This window comes from Ruegeria sp. BHSC276 (assembly GCF_059612945.1).
In genome coordinates, this window is sequence record NZ_JBXWRP010000008.1 from 66,536 (window position 1) to 83,433 (window position 16,898).

General features: G+C 64.5%; 16 protein-coding genes and 1 riboswitch. Of the genes, 3 read left to right on the forward strand and 13 right to left on the reverse strand.

Annotated features, from left to right (window positions below):
* Positions 1-45 precede the first annotated feature (45 nt).
* The 3 genes from secA to AC2FMD_RS14400 all read left to right on the forward strand — a co-directional run bounded on the left by secA (position 46) and on the right by AC2FMD_RS14400 (position 5,335).
* A complete protein-coding gene (gene secA, locus AC2FMD_RS14390) occupies positions 46-2,751 on the forward strand; it encodes a preprotein translocase subunit SecA (protein ID WP_496681025.1) in 2,706 nt (901 codons plus the stop codon).
* A 106-nt stretch (positions 2,752-2,857) separates the two neighbouring features.
* A complete protein-coding gene (locus AC2FMD_RS14395; protein ID WP_496795166.1) occupies positions 2,858-3,754 on the forward strand; it encodes a hypothetical protein in 897 nt (298 codons plus the stop codon).
* 24 nt (positions 3,755-3,778) lie between these two features.
* Positions 3,779-5,335: a phosphate ABC transporter substrate-binding/OmpA family protein gene (locus AC2FMD_RS14400; protein WP_496710995.1), complete on the forward strand. Its 1,557-nt coding sequence runs from the start codon at positions 3,779-3,781 to the stop codon at positions 5,333-5,335.
* A gap of 3 nt (positions 5,336-5,338) precedes the next feature.
* On the opposite strand, the gene radC is transcribed toward AC2FMD_RS14400, so the two are convergent.
* From radC to dnaK, 13 genes are all read right to left on the reverse strand, one after another.
* Entirely contained in the window at positions 5,339-6,094 is a 756-nt protein-coding gene (gene radC, locus AC2FMD_RS14405; protein ID WP_170457055.1) for a RadC family protein, read from the reverse strand.
* A 36-nt stretch (positions 6,095-6,130) separates the two neighbouring features.
* Positions 6,131-6,865, reverse strand: a complete 735-nt coding sequence (locus tag AC2FMD_RS14410; protein ID WP_496710996.1) for an ABC transporter permease — start codon at positions 6,863-6,865, stop codon at positions 6,131-6,133.
* The gene (locus AC2FMD_RS14415) at positions 6,862-7,590 is read right to left on the reverse strand and encodes an ABC transporter ATP-binding protein (RefSeq protein ID WP_496742922.1); all 729 of its coding nucleotides are present in this window, start codon (positions 7,588-7,590) and stop codon (positions 6,862-6,864) included. The genes AC2FMD_RS14410 and AC2FMD_RS14415 overlap by 4 nt, the downstream gene beginning before the upstream one ends.
* Positions 7,587-8,261: a thiaminase II gene (tenA, locus tag AC2FMD_RS14420; RefSeq protein WP_496742923.1), complete on the reverse strand. Its 675-nt coding sequence runs from the start codon at positions 8,259-8,261 to the stop codon at positions 7,587-7,589. The genes AC2FMD_RS14415 and tenA overlap by 4 nt, the downstream gene beginning before the upstream one ends.
* Complete coding sequence (locus AC2FMD_RS14425) at positions 8,258-9,193, reverse strand: ABC transporter substrate-binding protein (protein WP_496742925.1); 936 nt, start codon at positions 9,191-9,193, stop codon at positions 8,258-8,260. Before AC2FMD_RS14425 ends, tenA begins: the two co-directional genes overlap by 4 nt.
* Positions 9,194-9,213: 20 nt before the next feature.
* Positions 9,214-10,176, reverse strand: a complete 963-nt coding sequence (locus AC2FMD_RS14430; RefSeq protein ID WP_496742927.1) for a ThiF family adenylyltransferase — start codon at positions 10,174-10,176, stop codon at positions 9,214-9,216.
* Positions 10,173-10,769, reverse strand: a complete 597-nt coding sequence (locus AC2FMD_RS14435; protein WP_496742928.1) for a thiamine phosphate synthase — start codon at positions 10,767-10,769, stop codon at positions 10,173-10,175. The genes AC2FMD_RS14430 and AC2FMD_RS14435 overlap by 4 nt, the downstream gene beginning before the upstream one ends.
* Positions 10,766-11,536, reverse strand: coding sequence for a thiazole synthase (locus AC2FMD_RS14440; RefSeq protein WP_496742930.1), 771 nt, complete (start codon positions 11,534-11,536; stop codon positions 10,766-10,768). Before AC2FMD_RS14440 ends, AC2FMD_RS14435 begins: the two co-directional genes overlap by 4 nt.
* Positions 11,537-11,538: 2 nt before the next feature.
* On the reverse strand, positions 11,539-11,733 hold the full coding sequence (gene thiS, locus AC2FMD_RS14445; RefSeq protein WP_170342698.1) for a sulfur carrier protein ThiS: 195 nt from the start codon (positions 11,731-11,733) through the stop codon (positions 11,539-11,541).
* Positions 11,717-12,694 carry an FAD-dependent oxidoreductase gene (locus AC2FMD_RS14450; RefSeq protein ID WP_496742932.1) on the reverse strand — a complete coding sequence of 326 codons (978 nt, stop codon included), beginning with the start codon at positions 12,692-12,694 and terminating at the stop codon, positions 11,717-11,719. The genes thiS and AC2FMD_RS14450 overlap by 17 nt, the downstream gene beginning before the upstream one ends.
* The gene (gene thiD / locus AC2FMD_RS14455; RefSeq protein WP_496742934.1) at positions 12,691-13,494 is read right to left on the reverse strand and encodes a bifunctional hydroxymethylpyrimidine kinase/phosphomethylpyrimidine kinase; all 804 of its coding nucleotides are present in this window, start codon (positions 13,492-13,494) and stop codon (positions 12,691-12,693) included. The genes AC2FMD_RS14450 and thiD overlap by 4 nt, the downstream gene beginning before the upstream one ends.
* Before the next feature lie 46 nt (positions 13,495-13,540).
* Positions 13,541-13,645, reverse strand: a riboswitch (TPP riboswitch).
* A 124-nt stretch (positions 13,646-13,769) separates the two neighbouring features.
* Positions 13,770-14,909, reverse strand: a complete 1,140-nt coding sequence (gene dnaJ / locus AC2FMD_RS14460; RefSeq protein WP_496681560.1) for a molecular chaperone DnaJ — start codon at positions 14,907-14,909, stop codon at positions 13,770-13,772.
* Between the two features lie 75 nt (positions 14,910-14,984).
* Positions 14,985-16,892 carry a molecular chaperone DnaK gene (gene dnaK / locus AC2FMD_RS14465; protein WP_496687818.1) on the reverse strand — a complete coding sequence of 636 codons (1,908 nt, stop codon included), beginning with the start codon at positions 16,890-16,892 and terminating at the stop codon, positions 14,985-14,987.
* Positions 16,893-16,898 lie beyond the last annotated feature (6 nt).

Below are 16,898 nucleotides of genomic sequence, written 5' to 3' on the forward strand. Positions count from 1 at the left end.
CAAGCCTGTCGCAACCAAGACAAGAAAAGATCCGCTGGAGTGAACATGCTGGGACTCGGTACGCTTGCCAAAAAGGTGTTCGGAACACCGAACGACCGCAAGATCAAGGCAACCCGCCCGCTGGTCGAAAAGATCAACGCGCTGGAGCCGGAGTTCGAGAAGCTCTCGGATGACGATCTGAAGGCCAAGACCGACGAGTTGCGCAAACGCGCCAAGGAGGGAGAGAGTCTGGACGACCTGCTGCCCGAAGCCTTCGCCAACGTCCGCGAGGGCGCAAAACGGGCTCTGGGTCTGCGGGCCTTCGACGTGCAGCTTCTGGGCGGTATCTTCCTGCATCAGGGCAACATCGCCGAGATGAAAACGGGCGAAGGCAAGACTTTGGTCGCCACCTTCCCCGCCTATCTGAACGCACTGACCGGCAAGGGCGTGCATGTGGTCACGGTCAACGAATACCTGGCCAAGCGCGACGCCGAATGGATGGGCAAGGTGTTCGGCGCCCTCGGCATGACGACCGGTGTGATCTGGTCGGGTCAGCCCGATGCCGAGAAAAAGGCCGCCTATGCCTGCGACATCACCTATGCCACCAACAACGAGCTGGGCTTCGACTATCTGCGCGACAACATGAAGTCGGACCTGGCGGACGTCTACCAGAAGTACCACAATTTCGCGATCGTGGACGAGGTCGACTCGATCCTGATCGACGAGGCGCGCACGCCGCTGATCATCTCGGGGCCGTCGCAGGACCGGTCGGATCTGTACACCGCCATCGACGCGCTGATCCCCGAGCTGCAGGAAGATCATTATACGATCGACGAAAAATCCCGCAGCGTGACGTTCACAGATGAAGGCAACGAGTTCCTGGAAGAACAGCTGCAGGCCCGCGGCCTGCTGCCCGAGGGCCAGTCGCTGTACGACCCCGAAAGCACCACGGTGGTGCACCACGTCAACCAGGGCCTGCGCGCGCACAAGCTGTTCCAGCGCGACAAGGACTACATCGTCCGCGACGGCAACGTGGTTCTGATCGACGAATTCACCGGGCGCATGATGCCGGGCCGCCGCCTGTCCGAAGGTCTGCACCAGGCGATTGAGGCCAAGGAAGGGGTGCCGATCCAGCCCGAGAACGTGACCCTGGCCAGCGTGACCTTCCAGAACTATTTCCGCCTGTACGACAAGCTGGCCGGCATGACCGGCACCGCCCTGACCGAGGCTGAGGAATTCGCCGAGATCTATGGCCTGGGCGTTGTCGAGATTCCGACCAACAAGCCGATCGCTCGCGTGGACGAGGATGATCAGGTCTATCGCACCGCGGCCGAGAAATACGCGGCCATGATCGAAGAGATCAAGAAAGCCAACGCCAAGGGCCAGCCGGTTCTGGTTGGCACGACCTCGATCGAGAAGTCCGAGATGCTCAGCCAGATGCTGACCAAGGAAGGCATCAAGCACAACGTCCTGAACGCCCGCCAGCACGAGCAGGAGGCCCAGATCGTGGCCGAGGCCGGACGTCTGGGCGCGGTGACCATCGCCACCAACATGGCTGGCCGCGGCACCGACATCCAGCTGGGCGGCAACGTGGAAATGAGCGTGATGCAGGCGCTGGCCGAGAACCCCGACGCCGACCCGGCGGAACTGCGTGCCCGGGAAGAATCTCGCCACGCCGAGGAAAAGCAGAAGGTGCTGGAGGCCGGAGGTTTGTTCGTTCTGGCCTCGGAACGCCATGAAAGCCGCCGCATCGACAATCAGCTGCGCGGCCGCTCGGGCCGTCAGGGCGACCCGGGCCGCACCGTGTTCTTCCTCAGCCTGGAAGACGACCTGATGCGCATCTTCGGCTCGGAACGGCTGGACAAGGTTCTGACCACGCTGGGCATGAAAGAAGGCGAGGCGATCGTGCACCCTTGGGTGAACAAATCGCTGGAGCGCGCGCAGGCCAAGGTCGAAGCCCGCAACTTCGACATGCGCAAGAACGTCCTCAAGTTCGACGACGTTATGAACGATCAGCGCAAGGTGATCTTCAGCCAGCGCCGCGAGATCATGTCCTCCGACGATCTATCCGACATCGTGTCAGACATGCGCGAGCAGGTGATCGACGACCTGATCGACCAGTATATGCCGCCCAAGAGCTATGCCGACCAATGGGATACCGAGGGGCTGCACGCGGCGGTCAAGGACAAGCTGAACATGGATGCCCCGGTTCAGGACTGGGCCGCCGAAGAAGGCGTGGACGATGAAGCCATCCGTGAGCGCCTGATCAAGGCCGCCGACGAGATGATGGCCCAGAAGGCCGTCGCCTTCGGCCCCGAGAACATGCGCAACATCGAAAAGCAGGTTCTGTTGCAGACCATCGACAGCAAATGGCGCGAACACCTGCTGACGCTGGAGCATCTGCGCTCGGTCATCGGGTTCCGCAGCTATGCCCAGCGCGACCCGCTGAACGAATACAAGACCGAGGCGTTCCAGCTGTTCGAGAACATGCTGGACGGCATGCGCGAGACGGTGACCCAACATCTGGCACGTGTGCGCCCGCTGAGCGAGGAAGAGCAGCGCGAGATGCTGGCCCAGATGCAGGCGCAGCAGGCCCAGATCCAGAAGGCCGCCGAACGGGCCGAAGCGGTGGCCGAAGCCAAGGCCTCGGGCGATGCGCGCCCCGGCTTCGTCGAGGACGACCCGTCAACCTGGGGCAATCCCTCGCGCAACGATCAATGTCCCTGCGGATCGGGCAAGAAGTTCAAGCATTGCCATGGCCGGCTGGTCTGACCCGGCCCAATTTCCGACACAATGACTCCGCGTCGCGGCCACAGATTGGCCGCGATCTTTAACGACAGTCTCCTTTGCTCCTTCAACTGGGGAGGGTGTCTTGTTCGTGATTCGAAACTATGTGACCACCGGCGGTACGGTCGCGTGCGCGCTGGCCATCGGGTATCTGATGCAGTACGGCCCGGCGGCGCAGTCGGCCGCATCCCCCTCTGCGGGCCAGACTGCTGTTGCCGAAAGTACGATGATCGCCGGGCTCGAGGACATCGTCCTGACCTCCGCCTCTCCGGCCACCGGAGACACCCCAACCCCGGACACCGCGCGCCCTGCCCCCGCCGACGCGACCGCCGCGGCCGATTGCGGGCTGCGTGCCCGGGCGACGACCGTGCCACTGGCTTCCGCCCATGTCGTCGTGACGGCGCCATGCCATCCGAACCAGACAATCGAACTGCTGCACAGCGGCATGGTCTTCACCGGACAGACCGATCAGGACGGGCGGCTGGATCTGACCATCCCCGTTCTGGCCGAGTACGCGATTTTCCTGATCTCGTTCGATGACAAGCTGGGCACGGTGGCCACCACCCATGTGCCCGAAATCGCCGGATTCGACCGTGTGGCCCTTCAATGGTCGGGCAGCACCGAGCTGCAGCTGCATGCGCTGGAATTCGGTGCGTCGTATGGCGAAGCCGGGCATGTCTGGTCGAACGCGGAAGCGCAAGGCACAGGCCGGGTGGAGCACTATGGCACCGGCGGCGGCCGCAAGGTCGAAATCTACTCGATTCCCAAGAACGGCAACGGAACCGACGGATCAGTCGCTCTGACCGTCGAGGCTGAAATCACCCCCGCGAACTGCGGGCAGGAGCTGAGCATGCAATCGCTCGAGCTGCTGAGCGACCAGGAACTGCGGTCCCGCGAATTGTCGCTTGTTCTACCCGCCTGCGACAGCGGGCAGGATTTTCTGGTGTTGAATAATCTGTTCCAAGACCTGAAAATCGCCGCAAACTAATCGGCAGGCGGGTCAACGGGATTAATGACATTTCTTCGCGCGGCGGTGACGGCGGTGTCGCTGTTCACGGGTGTATCGGGCGCCCTGGCACAAGACATCACACTGACCTCGCATGACGGTCAGGTCGAGATCACGGGCACCCTTCTGGGATATGACGGCGAGTTCTACCGCGTCGGGACCCGGTTCGGAGAGCTGACGGTGGACGGCTCGGGGGTGACCTGCGATGGCCCGGCCTGCCCCAACCTGACCGATTTCGTCACCGAACTGCACCTTTCGGGCGCCCCGGTGATGGCCGAAACTCTGTTTCCTGCGCTGATCGAAGGCTTTGCCGAACGCGAAGGGCTGATGCTGATACGCTCCGACCTTGGCGCCGACCGGTTTCAACTGGCCCTGCATCGGGCCGGACGCGATGCGCCCATGGCCCGATTTACGCTACACGCCACCCCTACCGGCCAGGCGTTTGCCGATCTGATCGCCGATGAAACCGACATCGCCTTGGCGCTGCGCGAGATCCGCGCGCCCGAGATCGCCGCGGCCCGTGATGCCGGTCTTGGCGACCTGACCCGGCCGCGCCGCTCGCGGGTGGTGGCGCTGGACGCGCTCGTGCCGGTGGTGGCACCGGACAATCCGTTGACGCAGATCTCGCCGGCGGACTTGGCACGCGTGTTCAGCGGCGCGGTGACCAACTGGGCCGAACTCGGCGGCCCGGACGCGCCGATTTCCCTGCATCTGCCCGATGCGGGATCAGGCCTGGCGCAGGCCGTGCAGGACCAGCTGTTACAACCCGCCCAGGCACAACCCGCCGACACCGCGATCCGCCATGCACGGGGCAGCGATCTGGTCGCGGCCATCGCGCGCGATCCCTTTGCCATCGGAATCGCCACCTTGGCCCAGGTCCGCGGGTTGCGCGCCCTGCCGCTGGCGGGGGGCTGCGGTCACGCGATGCGGGCCACCCGCCCGGCCATCAAGACCGAGGACTACCCCCTGACCCTACCGATGTTCCTGTATCTGCCACAGCGGCGCCTGCCCAAGATCGCCCGACAGTTTCTGGCCTATGCCCTGGGTCCCGAGGCGCAGATGGTGATCCGCAAAGCCGGGTTCACCGACCAATCGCACGAGGCCGTTCAGATCGGGCTGCAGGGGGACCGGCTGGCCAATGCCATCACTTCGGGCGGGTCCGAAGTGGGGCTGCAGGAGCTGCAACGCATGGTCGAAACCCTGCGCCCCCTCTCGCGCCTGTCGCTATCGTTCCGGTTCGAGCCGGGATCGTCGCGGCCGGACGCACAGTCACGGTCGAACATCCAGCAATTGGCGCAGGCGCTGGAGGCCGGCCAATATGACGGGCGCAAGCTGGTCTTCGTCGGCTTCAGCGACGGAGACGGACCGGCCGAGTCCAATGCCCGGATCGCCCTGCGCCGGGCGCAGACCGTGCGCAACGCGGTTCTGGCGGCGGTGCAGACATCGGTGCCCGACTCCGTCGACATCTCGGTCGAGGGGTTCGGAGAGGCAATGCCCCTGGCCTGCGACGACACCGACTGGGGCCGCAAGGCCAACCGTCGCGTCGAAGTCTGGGTGCGCTAGCGGTTAGAGATAACCTTCTGACCGGAAGCTCAGTTCGGTCGATTTCCCGATGATCAGGTGGTCGTGCAAGGTCAGCCCAAGTGCGGCGCAGGCATCGTTGATGCGGTTGGTCATGTCGATATCCGACTGCGACGGCGTCGGGTCGCCCGACGGGTGGTTGTGCACCAAGATCAGCGCCGAGGCGTTCAGCTCCAGCGCGCGTTTGGCGACCTCGCGCGGGTAGACGGGTACGTGATCGACGGTGCCCTTGGCCTGCTCCTCATCCGCGATCAGCACGTTCTTGCGGTCCAGGTAGAACACGCGGAACTGCTCGATCTCGCGATGGGCCATGGTGGTGTGGCAATAGTCCAGCAACGCGTCCCAGCTGGAGATCACATGCCGCTGCATCACCCGGGCGCGGGCCATGCGATGGGCGCAGGCCTCGAGGATCTTGAGGTCGGTGATGACGGTATCGCCCACGCCCTTGATCTGGCGCAGACGCTCGACCGGGGCGGTCAGCACCCGGTTGAAATCACCGAACGTATCCAGCAACCGCCGCGCTAGCGGCTTCACGTCCTGCCGGGGGATCGAGCGGAACAGGACCAGTTCCAGCAGCTCGTAATCCGGCATCGCCCCCGCGCCACCCGACATGAACCGTTCGCGCAGGCGCTTGCGGTGGTCCTTGATATACGAGGGCAGACGACCCGTGGGCAGCGGCGTGACCGGCGCTTCGTCACTTTCGAACAGCGATGGGGCTTCGGCAAAGGCGTCCTTGGTCATGCGCCCATGATTGCCGCAGAATCGGTTTCCGAATGGTTAACGCGCCTCACCGGCCATGCGGGCTGTGGCGCGGCGCACAACCAGATGCAGCAGGATCGAGAACACCCCCAGCGTCAGCATCGCGGCGAACATCAGGTCGGTCTTGGCGCGGCCATTGGCCAGCAGCATCAGGTATCCCAACCCCTGAGACGAGCCGACCCATTCGCCGATCACGGCCCCGATCGGGGCATAGACCGCCGCCAGCCGCATCCCCGAGGCCAGCGAGGGCAGCGCTGCCGGGATGCGGATATGCCACAACACGCTGCGTGGGCTGGCTTGCATGGTGCGGGCCAGGTCCAGATAGCCGGGCGGCGTGCGCATCAGCCCGTCGAAAAACGACGCGGTGATGGGGAAATAGATGATCAGCACGGCCATCGCGACCTTGGACCACAGCCCATAGCCCAGCCACAGGGTCAGCAATGGCGCCAGCGCAAAGACCGGCAGTGCCTGGGTGAACACAAGCATCGGCTGCACCAGCACCCGCGCGGCGCGGGAATTGGCCAGCTGCAGCGCCGTTATGACACCCAGCACCGTTCCAAAGGCCAGGCCGATCAGCACCTCGATGGCGGTGATCCAGGTGTGCTCGGCGATCAGCCAGCGGTTCTGCCACCAGGTCTCGGCCACCACCGCCGGTCCAGGCAGGATGAATTTCGGCAGGCCGGTCAGGGTGACGATCGCCTGCCAGAGGACCAGCGCAAACAGCGTCGCGGCAAGGGCCGAGAGCGTCTTCATTCCACCTCCTCGCGCAGCAGCTTCAGAAGCGCCCCCTGCGTTTCCAGCGTCTCGAGATCGTCCACCTTGCGCGGCACCGGCGCATGGGGCGGCTGACACGGGGTCAGGCCACGGCGCGTCATCACCATGATCGACTGACCCAGACGCGCGGCCTCGGCCGGGTCGTGGGTGACCAGCAAGACGGTGCGTCCCTGCAACGCTTCGGCGGCCAGGTCCTGCATGTCAGCGCGGGTGCGCGCATCCAGCGCCGAGAACGGCTCGTCCAACAGGATGATCGGCTTGTCCTCCATCAGGGTGCGGGCCAGCGCCACGCGCTGACTCTGCCCGCCGGACAGTTCCGAGGGCTTCTTGGTCATGTGATCCCGCAACCCCATCCGTTCGATCAGCCGGGCGCGGCGGTCCTCGTCGATCCGTTCGCCGCGCAACCGGGCACCCAGCGCCACGTTCTGCGCGACCGTGGCCCAAGGCAGCAGCAGATCGTCCTGCGCCATGTAGGCGACGCGCTCGGCCACCGGCAGCCCGTCGCTGGCGCGGATCTCGCCGGTGAACTCGGCCCCCGTCGCCAACCCGGCGATCAGGCGCAGAACCGTGGTCTTGCCGACCCCCGATCCGCCCAGCAGACAGGTCCACTGCCCCGCCTTCAGCGACAGGGTCAGCCGTGCGAACAGCGGCGCGCCGTCGATGCTGGCCTGTCCGCTGAGGATCAGATCGGGGGGAGGGGTCATGGGGTCAGACCCATCTGCCAGAAATTCACCTCGAGCTCGGTCGCGGTGCGGAAGGTCTGGCACAGGCGATCCCAACGCGGTGTGGTACGGAAATCCGCCCCAAGCCGTCGTGTCAGAGCCGAATCCAGCAACTCACCCACGGCCCGGCAGGCTTCCTGGTAGTCGTCCCCGGCATAGGTATCGATCCAATCGCGATAGGTGTCCGAGGTCGCCTCGGCCGCCAGCCGGGTGCCGATCTCGCCATATCCCATCACGCAGGGCGCCAGCGCCGCCAACAGATCCAGCAGATCACCGCTGTAGCCGGCCTCGAGCACATAGCGGGTATAGGCCAGGTTCTCGGGGCGTTCGGGGGTGGCGAACAGCTCGTCCTGGCTGATGCCCTCGGCCTTGCAAATGCCGATATGCAACTGCATCTCTTCGCTGATCAGACCGTTCACCGTGCGCGACGCGGCCAGCATTTCGGTATGGGTTTCCGATTTCACCACCGCCAGCGCCCAGGCGCGCGAGAAATGGATCAGGAACACGTAATCCTGCCGCAGGTAATGCAGGAACGCCGCGCGCGGCAGGGTGCCGTCCTTCAGCCCCTCGACAAAGGCGTGGCGGGTATAGTCCCGCCACGGCCCGTGCGCCGCGTCGCGCATCAGTGCGAAGGCTTTGCCGTACTCGCTCATTGCGCGGTCACGTCGATGGTGATGTCGCTGACCGGGTTGATGCTGTCGATCATGCCGGACTCTTTCAGAAAGGCCTCGAACCGGGCATAGCGGCCGGCATCGAAACTCGCCGGGCGCAGTGCGAAACGCGGCAGGGTATCGACCCAGGCGCGGGCGTTCAGTTCGTCCTGCAACTCGGGCGAGGTGGCGGCGAAGATCTCCCAGCTTTTTTCCGGATTGTTCACGATGTACTGCGTGGCCTTCTCAGTGGCGGCCAGGAAGCGGGCAATCATGTCCTTGTCCATCGTCTCGGGGTTGGCGACATAGATCAACTCGTCATAGGGCGGCACGCCTTCTTCCTCGATGTAGAAGCAGCGGCCCGGGACGCCCTCGATATCCATCTGGTTCAGTTCGAAATTACGGAAGGCGCCGATCACGGCGTCCACCTGCCCGGTCATCAGCGACGGCGACAGCGAGAAGTTGACGTTGATCATCTCGATATCGTCCAGCGACACGCCATGCGCGTTCAGCATCGCGGTCAGGATCGCCTCTTCGACACCGGCAACCGAAAAGCCGATCTTCTTGCCCTTGAGATCGGCCAGCGTGTTGATCGGTCCATCCTCGAGCACCAGAAGGCAGTTCAGCGGCGTGGCGACCAGCGTCCCGACCCGTTTCAGCGGCAGGCCCTCGTGGATCTGCAGGTGCAGCTGCGGCTGGTAGGACACGGCCAAATCGGCCTGACCGGCGGCCACAAGGCGCGGCGGGGCGGACGGATCGGCGGGCGGAACGATTTCGACCTCAAGCCCCTGTTCGGCGAAATAGCCGTTTTCCTGCGCCACGATGATCGGCCCGTGGTCGGGGTTCACGAACCAGTCCAGCAGAATGGTCATCTTGTCCTGCGCCCAGGCGGGCGCGGCGGCCAGCAAGGCAAGGGCGGCGATCAGTTTCTTCATGGTCTGCGTTTCCTTTTGCTTCACGACGTTGCGGCGGCGACCAGAACGATCCGGCCGGGCCAATGGGGGTGGAGTTCCTCTGCCGCGCGCCAGGCGCGCAGCCCGGTGGCACAGCAGAGGGCCAGCGATTTTCTTTTGTTAGGATCTGTTTTCAGCGCTTCGACCGTCAATCGGCGAGCGTTGGGGTGAATCGGCTGGGGGGCCTCATCGACGCTGCGCAGATCGACAACCAGGTCGTTCGGGGTCAGTTGCGAGGGAGCAACAAAGGGGAAATGGCCGTCCGGTTCCGGCGCGGTGTCAAAGCGAAAGCCGCTGCTGATACAGCTGCGCCCGTCCACCTGCACCATTTGGCCCAACGGCGAAGGCTCGAGGCCCAGGATCACGCCCAGCGCCATCTGCGCCTGCATCGCGCCGATCATCGCTACGACCGGGCCTAGAACGCCCGCGGTGGCACAACTGGCGCCATTGTCCGGCGCGTCGGGAAAAACCGCGCGCAAGGAGGGCGCACCGCCGCAGAACCCGCCAACATAACCCGACAGGCCCAAAACCGAGGCGCTGATCAGCGGCTTGCCCTGCGCCAGGCAGGTATCCGACAACGTATAGCTGGCCGCGTAACTGTCCGCGCAGTCCAGAACCAGATCGGCCTCGGCCACCAATTCAGCGGCATTGGCAGGCGTTAGAGTCTCTTTTCGCGCTGCAACGGTAATCTCGCTGTTCAGTGCCCGGCAGCGTTCGGCGGCCGCTTCGGCCTTGGGGCGGCCGCAATCGGACTCGGCAAACAGCGTCTGGCGGTGCAGGTTCGTCAGGTCCACCGTATCGGGATCGACGATGGTCAGATGCCCCACCCCAGCCCCGGCCAGCAGCGGCAGGGCGGGCGCGGCCAGCCCCCCGGCGCCGACGACCAAAACCCGCGCGCGGGCAAGCCGGTTCTGCCCCTCGGCCTCGACCTCGGGCAGGATCATCTGGCGGGTATAGCGGCTCATCGCGTGACCTCGATCCACTGGCGCACCCGCGCTTCGGGGTCGGCGTTCAGGGTGATGTCGGTCACGGCCGAGACGATGTCGGCCCCGGCCTGAAACACGCCCGGCGCGCGCTCGACGCTCATACCGCCGATGCCGACCAGAGGGATGTCACCCACGCGCCGTTTCCACTCGGTCACCCGCGGCAGGCCCTGTTGGTGCCATTTCATCTTTTTAAGGATGGTCGGATAGACCGGCCCCAGTGCCACATAGTCCGGGTCCATCGACAACACGCGTTCAAGCTCGTCATCGTCATGCGTGGATACGCCCAGTTTCAGCCCGGCCTTGCGGATGGCGGGCAGTTCGGCGTCGTCCAGGTCCTCCTGCCCCAGGTGGATCCAATCGCAGCCCGCGTCGATGGCGGCCCGCCAATAGTCGTTCACCACCAGCACCGCGCCGTGGTCGCGGCACAGGGCCTGCGCGGTGGCGATCTCCGCGCGCACCACCGCGTCGGGCTGATCCTTGATGCGCAGCTGCACCAATTTCACGCCCAGGGGCAGCATCCGCCGCAGCCAGTCGGTGTGATCGAAGATCGGATAGAAGCGGTCGAGCGTCATGACAGGAAGGCCTTTCCGATCACGGGGGTCGAGGGTTCGGCCATGTCGCGCGGCTCGATCGGGTCGGCCTGATGCGCCAATTGCCCGGCCTGCACCGCCATCGCCATGGCCTGCGCCATCGCCACCGGATCGCCTGCGCGGGCGACGGCGGTGTTCAGCAGAACCGCGTCATAGCCCAGCTCCATCGCGTGGGCGGCGTGGCTGGGCAGGCCGATGCCCGCATCCACCACCAACGGCACGTCGGGAAACTCGGCCCGCATCGCGCGCAGGGCGTATTCGTTGTTCAAACCCCGCCCCGACCCGATCGGTGCTCCCCAGGGCATCAGAACCTGACATCCAGCGGCCAGCAGACGCTCGGCCACGATCAGGTCTTCGGTGGTGTAGGGAAACACCTGGAACCCCTCGTCGGTCAGAATGCGCGCGGCCTCGACCAGTTGGAACACGTCGGGCTGCAGGCTGTCGGTGTGGCCGATCAGTTCCAGCTTGATCCACGGTGTGTCGAACACCTCGCGCGCCATGTGGGCGGTGGTGACGGCCTCTTTGACCGTGTGACAGCCGGCGGTGTTGGGCAGGATCAGCACGCCCAGATCGCGGATCATCGACCAGAACGCCTGACCCGCCCCGCCCGCGCCCTCGCGCCGCAATGACACCGTGGCCACGCCCGCGCCGCTGGCTTGGAAGGCCTGTTCCAGGATCGCCGGGCTGGGATATTGCGCGGTGCCCAGCATCAGCGGGTTGGGCAGTTCGGTGCCGTAAAACGTTTTCATCCTCAGCCCCCCTGCATCGGTGCGACGACCTCGACCCGGTCGCCCTCGGCCAGTTTGTGCGCGATGCGCAGGCTGGAGGGCACGAATTCCTCGTTCACCGCGGTGGCGACGCGGCCGGAAAAGCCGCATTCCGCCAGCAATTCACCAAGGGTTTCGGCGCGCACCTCGCGCGGTTCGCCATTAAGCACGATCTTCATCGACCATCTCCGAATGTGTGTTCTCTAGCGCCAGATCGGCCACGCCCCGGGCCAAGGCCGGGGCCAGCAGGTAGCCATGGCGATACAGCCCGTTGGCATAGATCGTCCGGCCCAGCCGGCGGATGCGCGGCAGGTTGTCGGCAAAGGCCGGGCGCAGATCGACGCCGATCTCCAGCACTTCGGCCTCGCCGAAGGCCGGGTTCAGCGCATAGGCCGCGCTGAGCAGTTCCAGTATCGAGCGCGCGGTGATGCGGCTGCTGTCCTCGGATTCGATCATCGTGGCGCCCAGCATGTAGACGCCCTCGCCCCGCGGCACGACATAGAGCGGCATCCGAGGATGTAGAAGCCGCACGGGACGGGTCAGCGTCACGTCGGGGCAGCGGATCACCAGCATTTCCCCCTTCACGCCGCGCAGGTCGTGAAGGATGTCGCGCGCGTGCAGGCCACGGCAGTCGATGGCGTTGTCCAGCCGCGACGGAGCCAGCTTGCGATGGAATGCGACGCCCTTATCCTGAAGGCCGCGATACAGGTCCTGCAGCGCACGGCGAGGGTCCAGATGGGCCTCATCTGCGAAGAACAGGCCTTGGGAAAAACCGTGCAAATCAGGCTCTAATTCAGCAATTTTCGCTTGATCGACCTGCGTGAACCCCTCAGTCCGGCGGGCAAATCGGCGCAGGTCGGGCAGGTCTCGCATGTTGGCCACAACCAGCGTTCCTTGCCGCGTGACCGGAGTGCGGGCTGCCCACCAATCGATGGCCTGTTGCCCCAGTCGCAGCACGGGTTCCTCGGCATTCTCATATTCGCACCAGGGCGCCAACATGCCACCGGCCCACCACGAACAGCCATGTGGCCCAGGAGGCCCGCCGGGGTCAAACACCCGTACCTGCGCACCCCGCGCGACCAGTTCCGAGGCCACGGCCAGACCGGCCACCCCGGCACCTATGACGGACCAGACCGTCACGACTCCCAAACCCGATAGAAATGGTGAACGGGGCCATGCCCGTGCCCGACTGCAAGACCGTCCGCCGCCGCAATCGCGCCCTGCAGATAGGAATGTGCCTGCGCCGCGGCATCCGCCAGCCCTAGCCCTCTGGCCAATCCGGCCGCGATGGACGAAGACAGGGTGCAACCCGTGCCATGCGTGTTCTTCGTGTTCACCCGCGCGGCCTCGAACTGAGCGACGACCCCGTCCTGAGATACCAGCAGATCCCGGCAGACATCGCCCTTGCCATGCCCGCCCTTCATCAGAACCGCGCCCGCACCCAGATCGCACAGGGCATGGCCTTGCGCGGTCATTTCGTCTGTGGTCTCCGCAACCATCTGATCCAGCAGGCAGGCCGCCTCGGGCAGGTTCGGGGTCAGGACGGTGGCGCGGGGCAGCAGCACCTCGCGCAACGTCTGCACCGCCTCACGCGCCAGCAGGGCATCGCCCGATTTGGCGATCATCACCGGGTCCAGCACGATGGGCCCGGTAAAGCCGGACAGGCCGTCGGCGACGGTCTGGATGATTTCGGGCGTGGCCAACATGCCGATCTTGACCGCGCGCACGTCCAGATCGGACAGAACCGCGTCGATCTGCGCGGCGATCACGTCCAGCGGGATTCCATGCACGGCGGTGACCGCCTGCGTGTTCTGGGCGGTGACGGCGGTGATGACACTGGCACCGAACACACCCAGCGCCGACATCGCCTTGAGGTCGGCCTGAATGCCGGCCCCTCCGCCGCTGTCGGATCCCGCGATGGTCAAAGCGATATGCGCCATGTCGCTCCCTTCTTGCATGTGGGGCAACGCGGGCATGGAAAACGTCTGAGTGTTTTAGACCGTTCCCTCCGCCGGTATTGCCCGGATCAGGTTCGATGGGTTGGCTCGCGCGCCTCTCAGCCCCGGGTTCGGGGCACCCCAACGGTTGGGCGCACATTCTCAAGGCTAGGGCGAGGAATCAAGGGCCAATTCCGCGCAGTTTCGGACCAAACTGGACTCAGAACGAAAAAGGCCGGCGATGTTTCGCCGGCCCTTGGCTGTCTGAAACACTGGGATCAGCTTTGCATCCGCTCCCAGAAGGATTTGACGGATGAGAAGAAGCTCTTGGATTCCGGGTGGTTGTCTTCGCCCAGCTCGTCAAACTCCTTCAGCAGTTCTTTCTGCCGCGCGGTCAGGTTGACAGGGGTCTCGACCGCCAGTTCGATGAACATGTCACCGACACCGCCGCCCCTCAGCGCAGGCATGCCCTTGCCGCGCAGACGCATCTGCCGGCCCGACTGGCTGCCGGCCGGAATCTGCACCCGGCCGCGGCCACCGTCGATGGTGGGCACCTCGATCGAGCCGCCCAGCGCCGCCTTGGCCATGCTGACCGGGACCCGGCAATACAGGTTCATGCCATCCCGCTCGAAAAGCTTGTGCGGCGTCACCTCGACAAAGATGTAGAGGTCGCCCGGAGGACCGCCGCGCATGCCGGCTTCGCCTTCGCCCGCCAGGCGGATGCGGGTGCCGGTTTCGACACCTGCCGGAATGTTGACCGACAGCGCGCGTTCCTTCTCGACCCGACCCGAGCCGTGGCAGGATTTGCAGGGGTTCTTGATGATCTGGCCCAGGCCCGCACAGGTCGGGCAACTGCGCTCGACGGTGAAAAAGCCCTGTTGCGCGCGCACCTTACCCATGCCCGAACAGGTCGGGCAGGTGGTGGGTTCGACCCCGCCTTCGGCGCCGGTGCCTTCGCAGGACGAACAGGCCACGGCGGTCGGCACGTTGATGGTTTTCTGCAGCCCCGAGTAGGCCTCTTCCAAGGTCACGCGCAGATTGTAGCGCAGGTCGGACCCCCGCGCGGCCCGGCGCCCACCACCCTGCCGGCCGCCCATGAAATCGCCGAACAGATCGTCGAACACGTCGGAAAAGGCGCTGGAAAAATCGCCCGAGCCAAAACCGCCACCCGGGCGCGCACCGCCGGTGCCGTTCTCAAAGGCCGCGTGACCGAACCGGTCATAAGCGGCTTTCTTGTCGGCATCGCGCAGGATGTCATAGGCCTCGTTGGCCTCTTTGAACAGCGCCTCGGCCTCTGGGTTGTCCTTGTTGCGGTCGGGATGCAGCTCCTTCGCCTTTCGGCGAAAGGCCTTCTTGATCTCTTCCGCCGAAGCGCCCTTGGATACGCCGAGCACTTCGTAATAGCAGCGTTTTGACATCGGTGTTTCCTTCTGCCTCAACGTAAAACGGGCCGGCCCGGTATCCGGACCGGCCCGAACTGGCCCGGTTAGCCGTTAGGTGCGCTTGTCATCGTCCAGATCTTCGAACTCGGCATCGACGATGTCGTCATCGCCGGGGCCCGCATCGGCGGCGGTCGGTTCTTCGCTGGCCTCTTCAGACTGCGCCTTGTAGATCGCCTCGCCCAGCTTCATGGACGCTTCAGTCACGTTCTGGATGCCCGACTTGATCTTGTCGGCATTGTCCGATTCCAATTCGTCCTTAAGCGCGGCCACGGCCAGTTCGATCGCCTCGATGGTCGACGGATCGACCTTGTCGCCATGCTCCTCGATCGATTTCTCGGTCGCATGGATCAGGCTTTCGGCTTGGTTCTTGGCCTCGACCAGCTCCTTGCGCTTGCGGTCGGCCTCGGCGTTCTCTTCAGCATCCTTGACCATCCGTTCGATGTCTTCTTCCGACAGACCGCCCGAAGCCTGGATGGTGATCTTCTGCTCTTTGCCGGTGCCTTTGTCCTTGGCCGAAACCGAGACGATGCCGTTGGCGTCGATGTCGAAGGTCACCTCGATCTGAGGCATACCGCGCGGGGCCGGCGGGATGTCTTCAAGGTTGAACTGACCCAGCAGCTTGTTGTCGGCTGCCATTTCACGTTCACCCTGGAACACCCGGATGGTCACCGCGTTCTGGTTGTCCTCGGCGGTCGAGAATACCTGAGACTTCTTGGTCGGGATCGTGGTGTTGCGGTCGATCAGACGGGTGAACACGCCGCCCAAGGTTTCGATGCCCAGCGACAGCGGGGTCACGTCCAGCAGGACCACGTCCTTGACGTCGCCTTGCAGAACGCCGGCCTGGATTGCAGCACCCATGGCCACGACTTCATCAGGGTTCACGCCCTTGTGGGGCTCTTTGCCGAAGAACTTGGTCACCTCTTCGATGACCTTCGGCATCCGGGTCATACCACCGACCAGAACCACCTCGTCCACGTCGCTGGCCGAGATGCCGGCGTCTTTCAGAGCGGCCTGACAGGGTTTCAGCGATTTCTTGATCAGGTCACCGACCAGCGATTCCAGCTTGGCGCGGGTCAGTTTCATGACCATGTGCAGCGGCTGGCCGTTCGAGCCCATCGAGATGAACGGCTGGTTGATCTCGGTCTGGGTCGTCGAGCTGAGCTCGATCTTGGCCTTTTCGGCAGCTTCCTTCAGTCGCTGCAGCGCCATCTTGTCCTGGCTCAGGTCGACGCCGTGTTCCTTTTTGAACTCTTCGGCCAGGTAGTTGACGATGCGCATGTCAAAGTCTTCACCACCCAGGAAGGTGTCACCGTTGGTCGACTTGACCTCGAACAGGCCGTCGTCGATTTCCAGGATGGTCACGTCGAAAGTACCACCGCCAAGGTCATAGACCGCGATGGTCTGGCTGTCTTTCTTGTCCAGGCCATAGGCCAGCGCGGCGGCGGTCGGCTCGTTGATGATCCGCAGCACTTCCAGGCCGGCGATCTTGCCGGCATCCTTGGTGGCCTGACGCTGGGCGTCGTTGAAATAGGCCGGAACGGTGATGACGGCCTGCGTGACTTCCTCACCCAAGTAGCTTTCAGCAGTTTCCTTCATCTTGCCCAGGATGAAAGCCGAAATCTGGCTTGGGGAGTACTTTTCGCCGCGGGCTTCGACCCATGCGTCGCCGTTGCCGCCGTCGATGATGCGATAGGGCACCATCTTCTTGTCTTTTTCGACCTCGGGGTCGTCGACCCGGCGGCCGATCAGGCGCTTGACGCCGAAAATCGTGTTTTCAGGGTTGGTGACCGCCTGGCGTTTTGCCGGCTGTCCGACCAGTCGCTCATTCTCGGTGAAGGCGACGATCGAGGGCGTGGTCCGCGCCCCTTCTGCGTTTTCGATGACCTTCGGCTGCGAGCCGTCCATGATGGCCACGCACGAGTTGGTGGTCCCGAGGTCAATCCCGATTACTTTTCCCATTATTTC

Bases quoted from the DNA above. Each gene is read 5' to 3' on its own strand.
- AC2FMD_RS14430 (WP_496742927.1), bottom strand. From the start codon at position 10,176: ATGAGCCGCTATACCCGCCAGATGATCCTGCCCGAGGTCGAGGCCGAG.
- radC (WP_170457055.1), bottom strand. From the start codon at position 6,094: ATGACCAAGGACGCCTTTGCCGAAGCCCCATCGCTGTTCGAAAGTGAC.
- secA (WP_496681025.1), top strand. From the start codon at position 46: ATGCTGGGACTCGGTACGCTTGCCAAAAAGGTGTTCGGAACACCGAAC.
- AC2FMD_RS14400 (WP_496710995.1), top strand. From the start codon at position 3,779: ATGACATTTCTTCGCGCGGCGGTGACGGCGGTGTCGCTGTTCACGGGT.
- thiS (WP_170342698.1), bottom strand. From the start codon at position 11,733: ATGAAGATCGTGCTTAATGGCGAACCGCGCGAGGTGCGCGCCGAAACC.
- dnaJ (WP_496681560.1), bottom strand. From the start codon at position 14,909: ATGTCAAAACGCTGCTATTACGAAGTGCTCGGCGTATCCAAGGGCGCT.
- dnaK (WP_496687818.1), bottom strand. From the start codon at position 16,892: ATGGGAAAAGTAATCGGGATTGACCTCGGGACCACCAACTCGTGCGTG.
- tenA (WP_496742923.1), bottom strand. From the start codon at position 8,261: ATGAGCGAGTACGGCAAAGCCTTCGCACTGATGCGCGACGCGGCGCAC.
- AC2FMD_RS14440 (WP_496742930.1), bottom strand. From the start codon at position 11,536: ATGAAAACGTTTTACGGCACCGAACTGCCCAACCCGCTGATGCTGGGC.
- AC2FMD_RS14435 (WP_496742928.1), bottom strand. From the start codon at position 10,769: ATGACGCTCGACCGCTTCTATCCGATCTTCGATCACACCGACTGGCTG.
- thiD (WP_496742934.1), bottom strand. From the start codon at position 13,494: ATGGCGCATATCGCTTTGACCATCGCGGGATCCGACAGCGGCGGAGGG.
- AC2FMD_RS14410 (WP_496710996.1), bottom strand. From the start codon at position 6,865: ATGAAGACGCTCTCGGCCCTTGCCGCGACGCTGTTTGCGCTGGTCCTC.
- AC2FMD_RS14415 (WP_496742922.1), bottom strand. From the start codon at position 7,590: ATGACCCCTCCCCCCGATCTGATCCTCAGCGGACAGGCCAGCATCGAC.
- AC2FMD_RS14425 (WP_496742925.1), bottom strand. From the start codon at position 9,193: ATGAAGAAACTGATCGCCGCCCTTGCCTTGCTGGCCGCCGCGCCCGCC.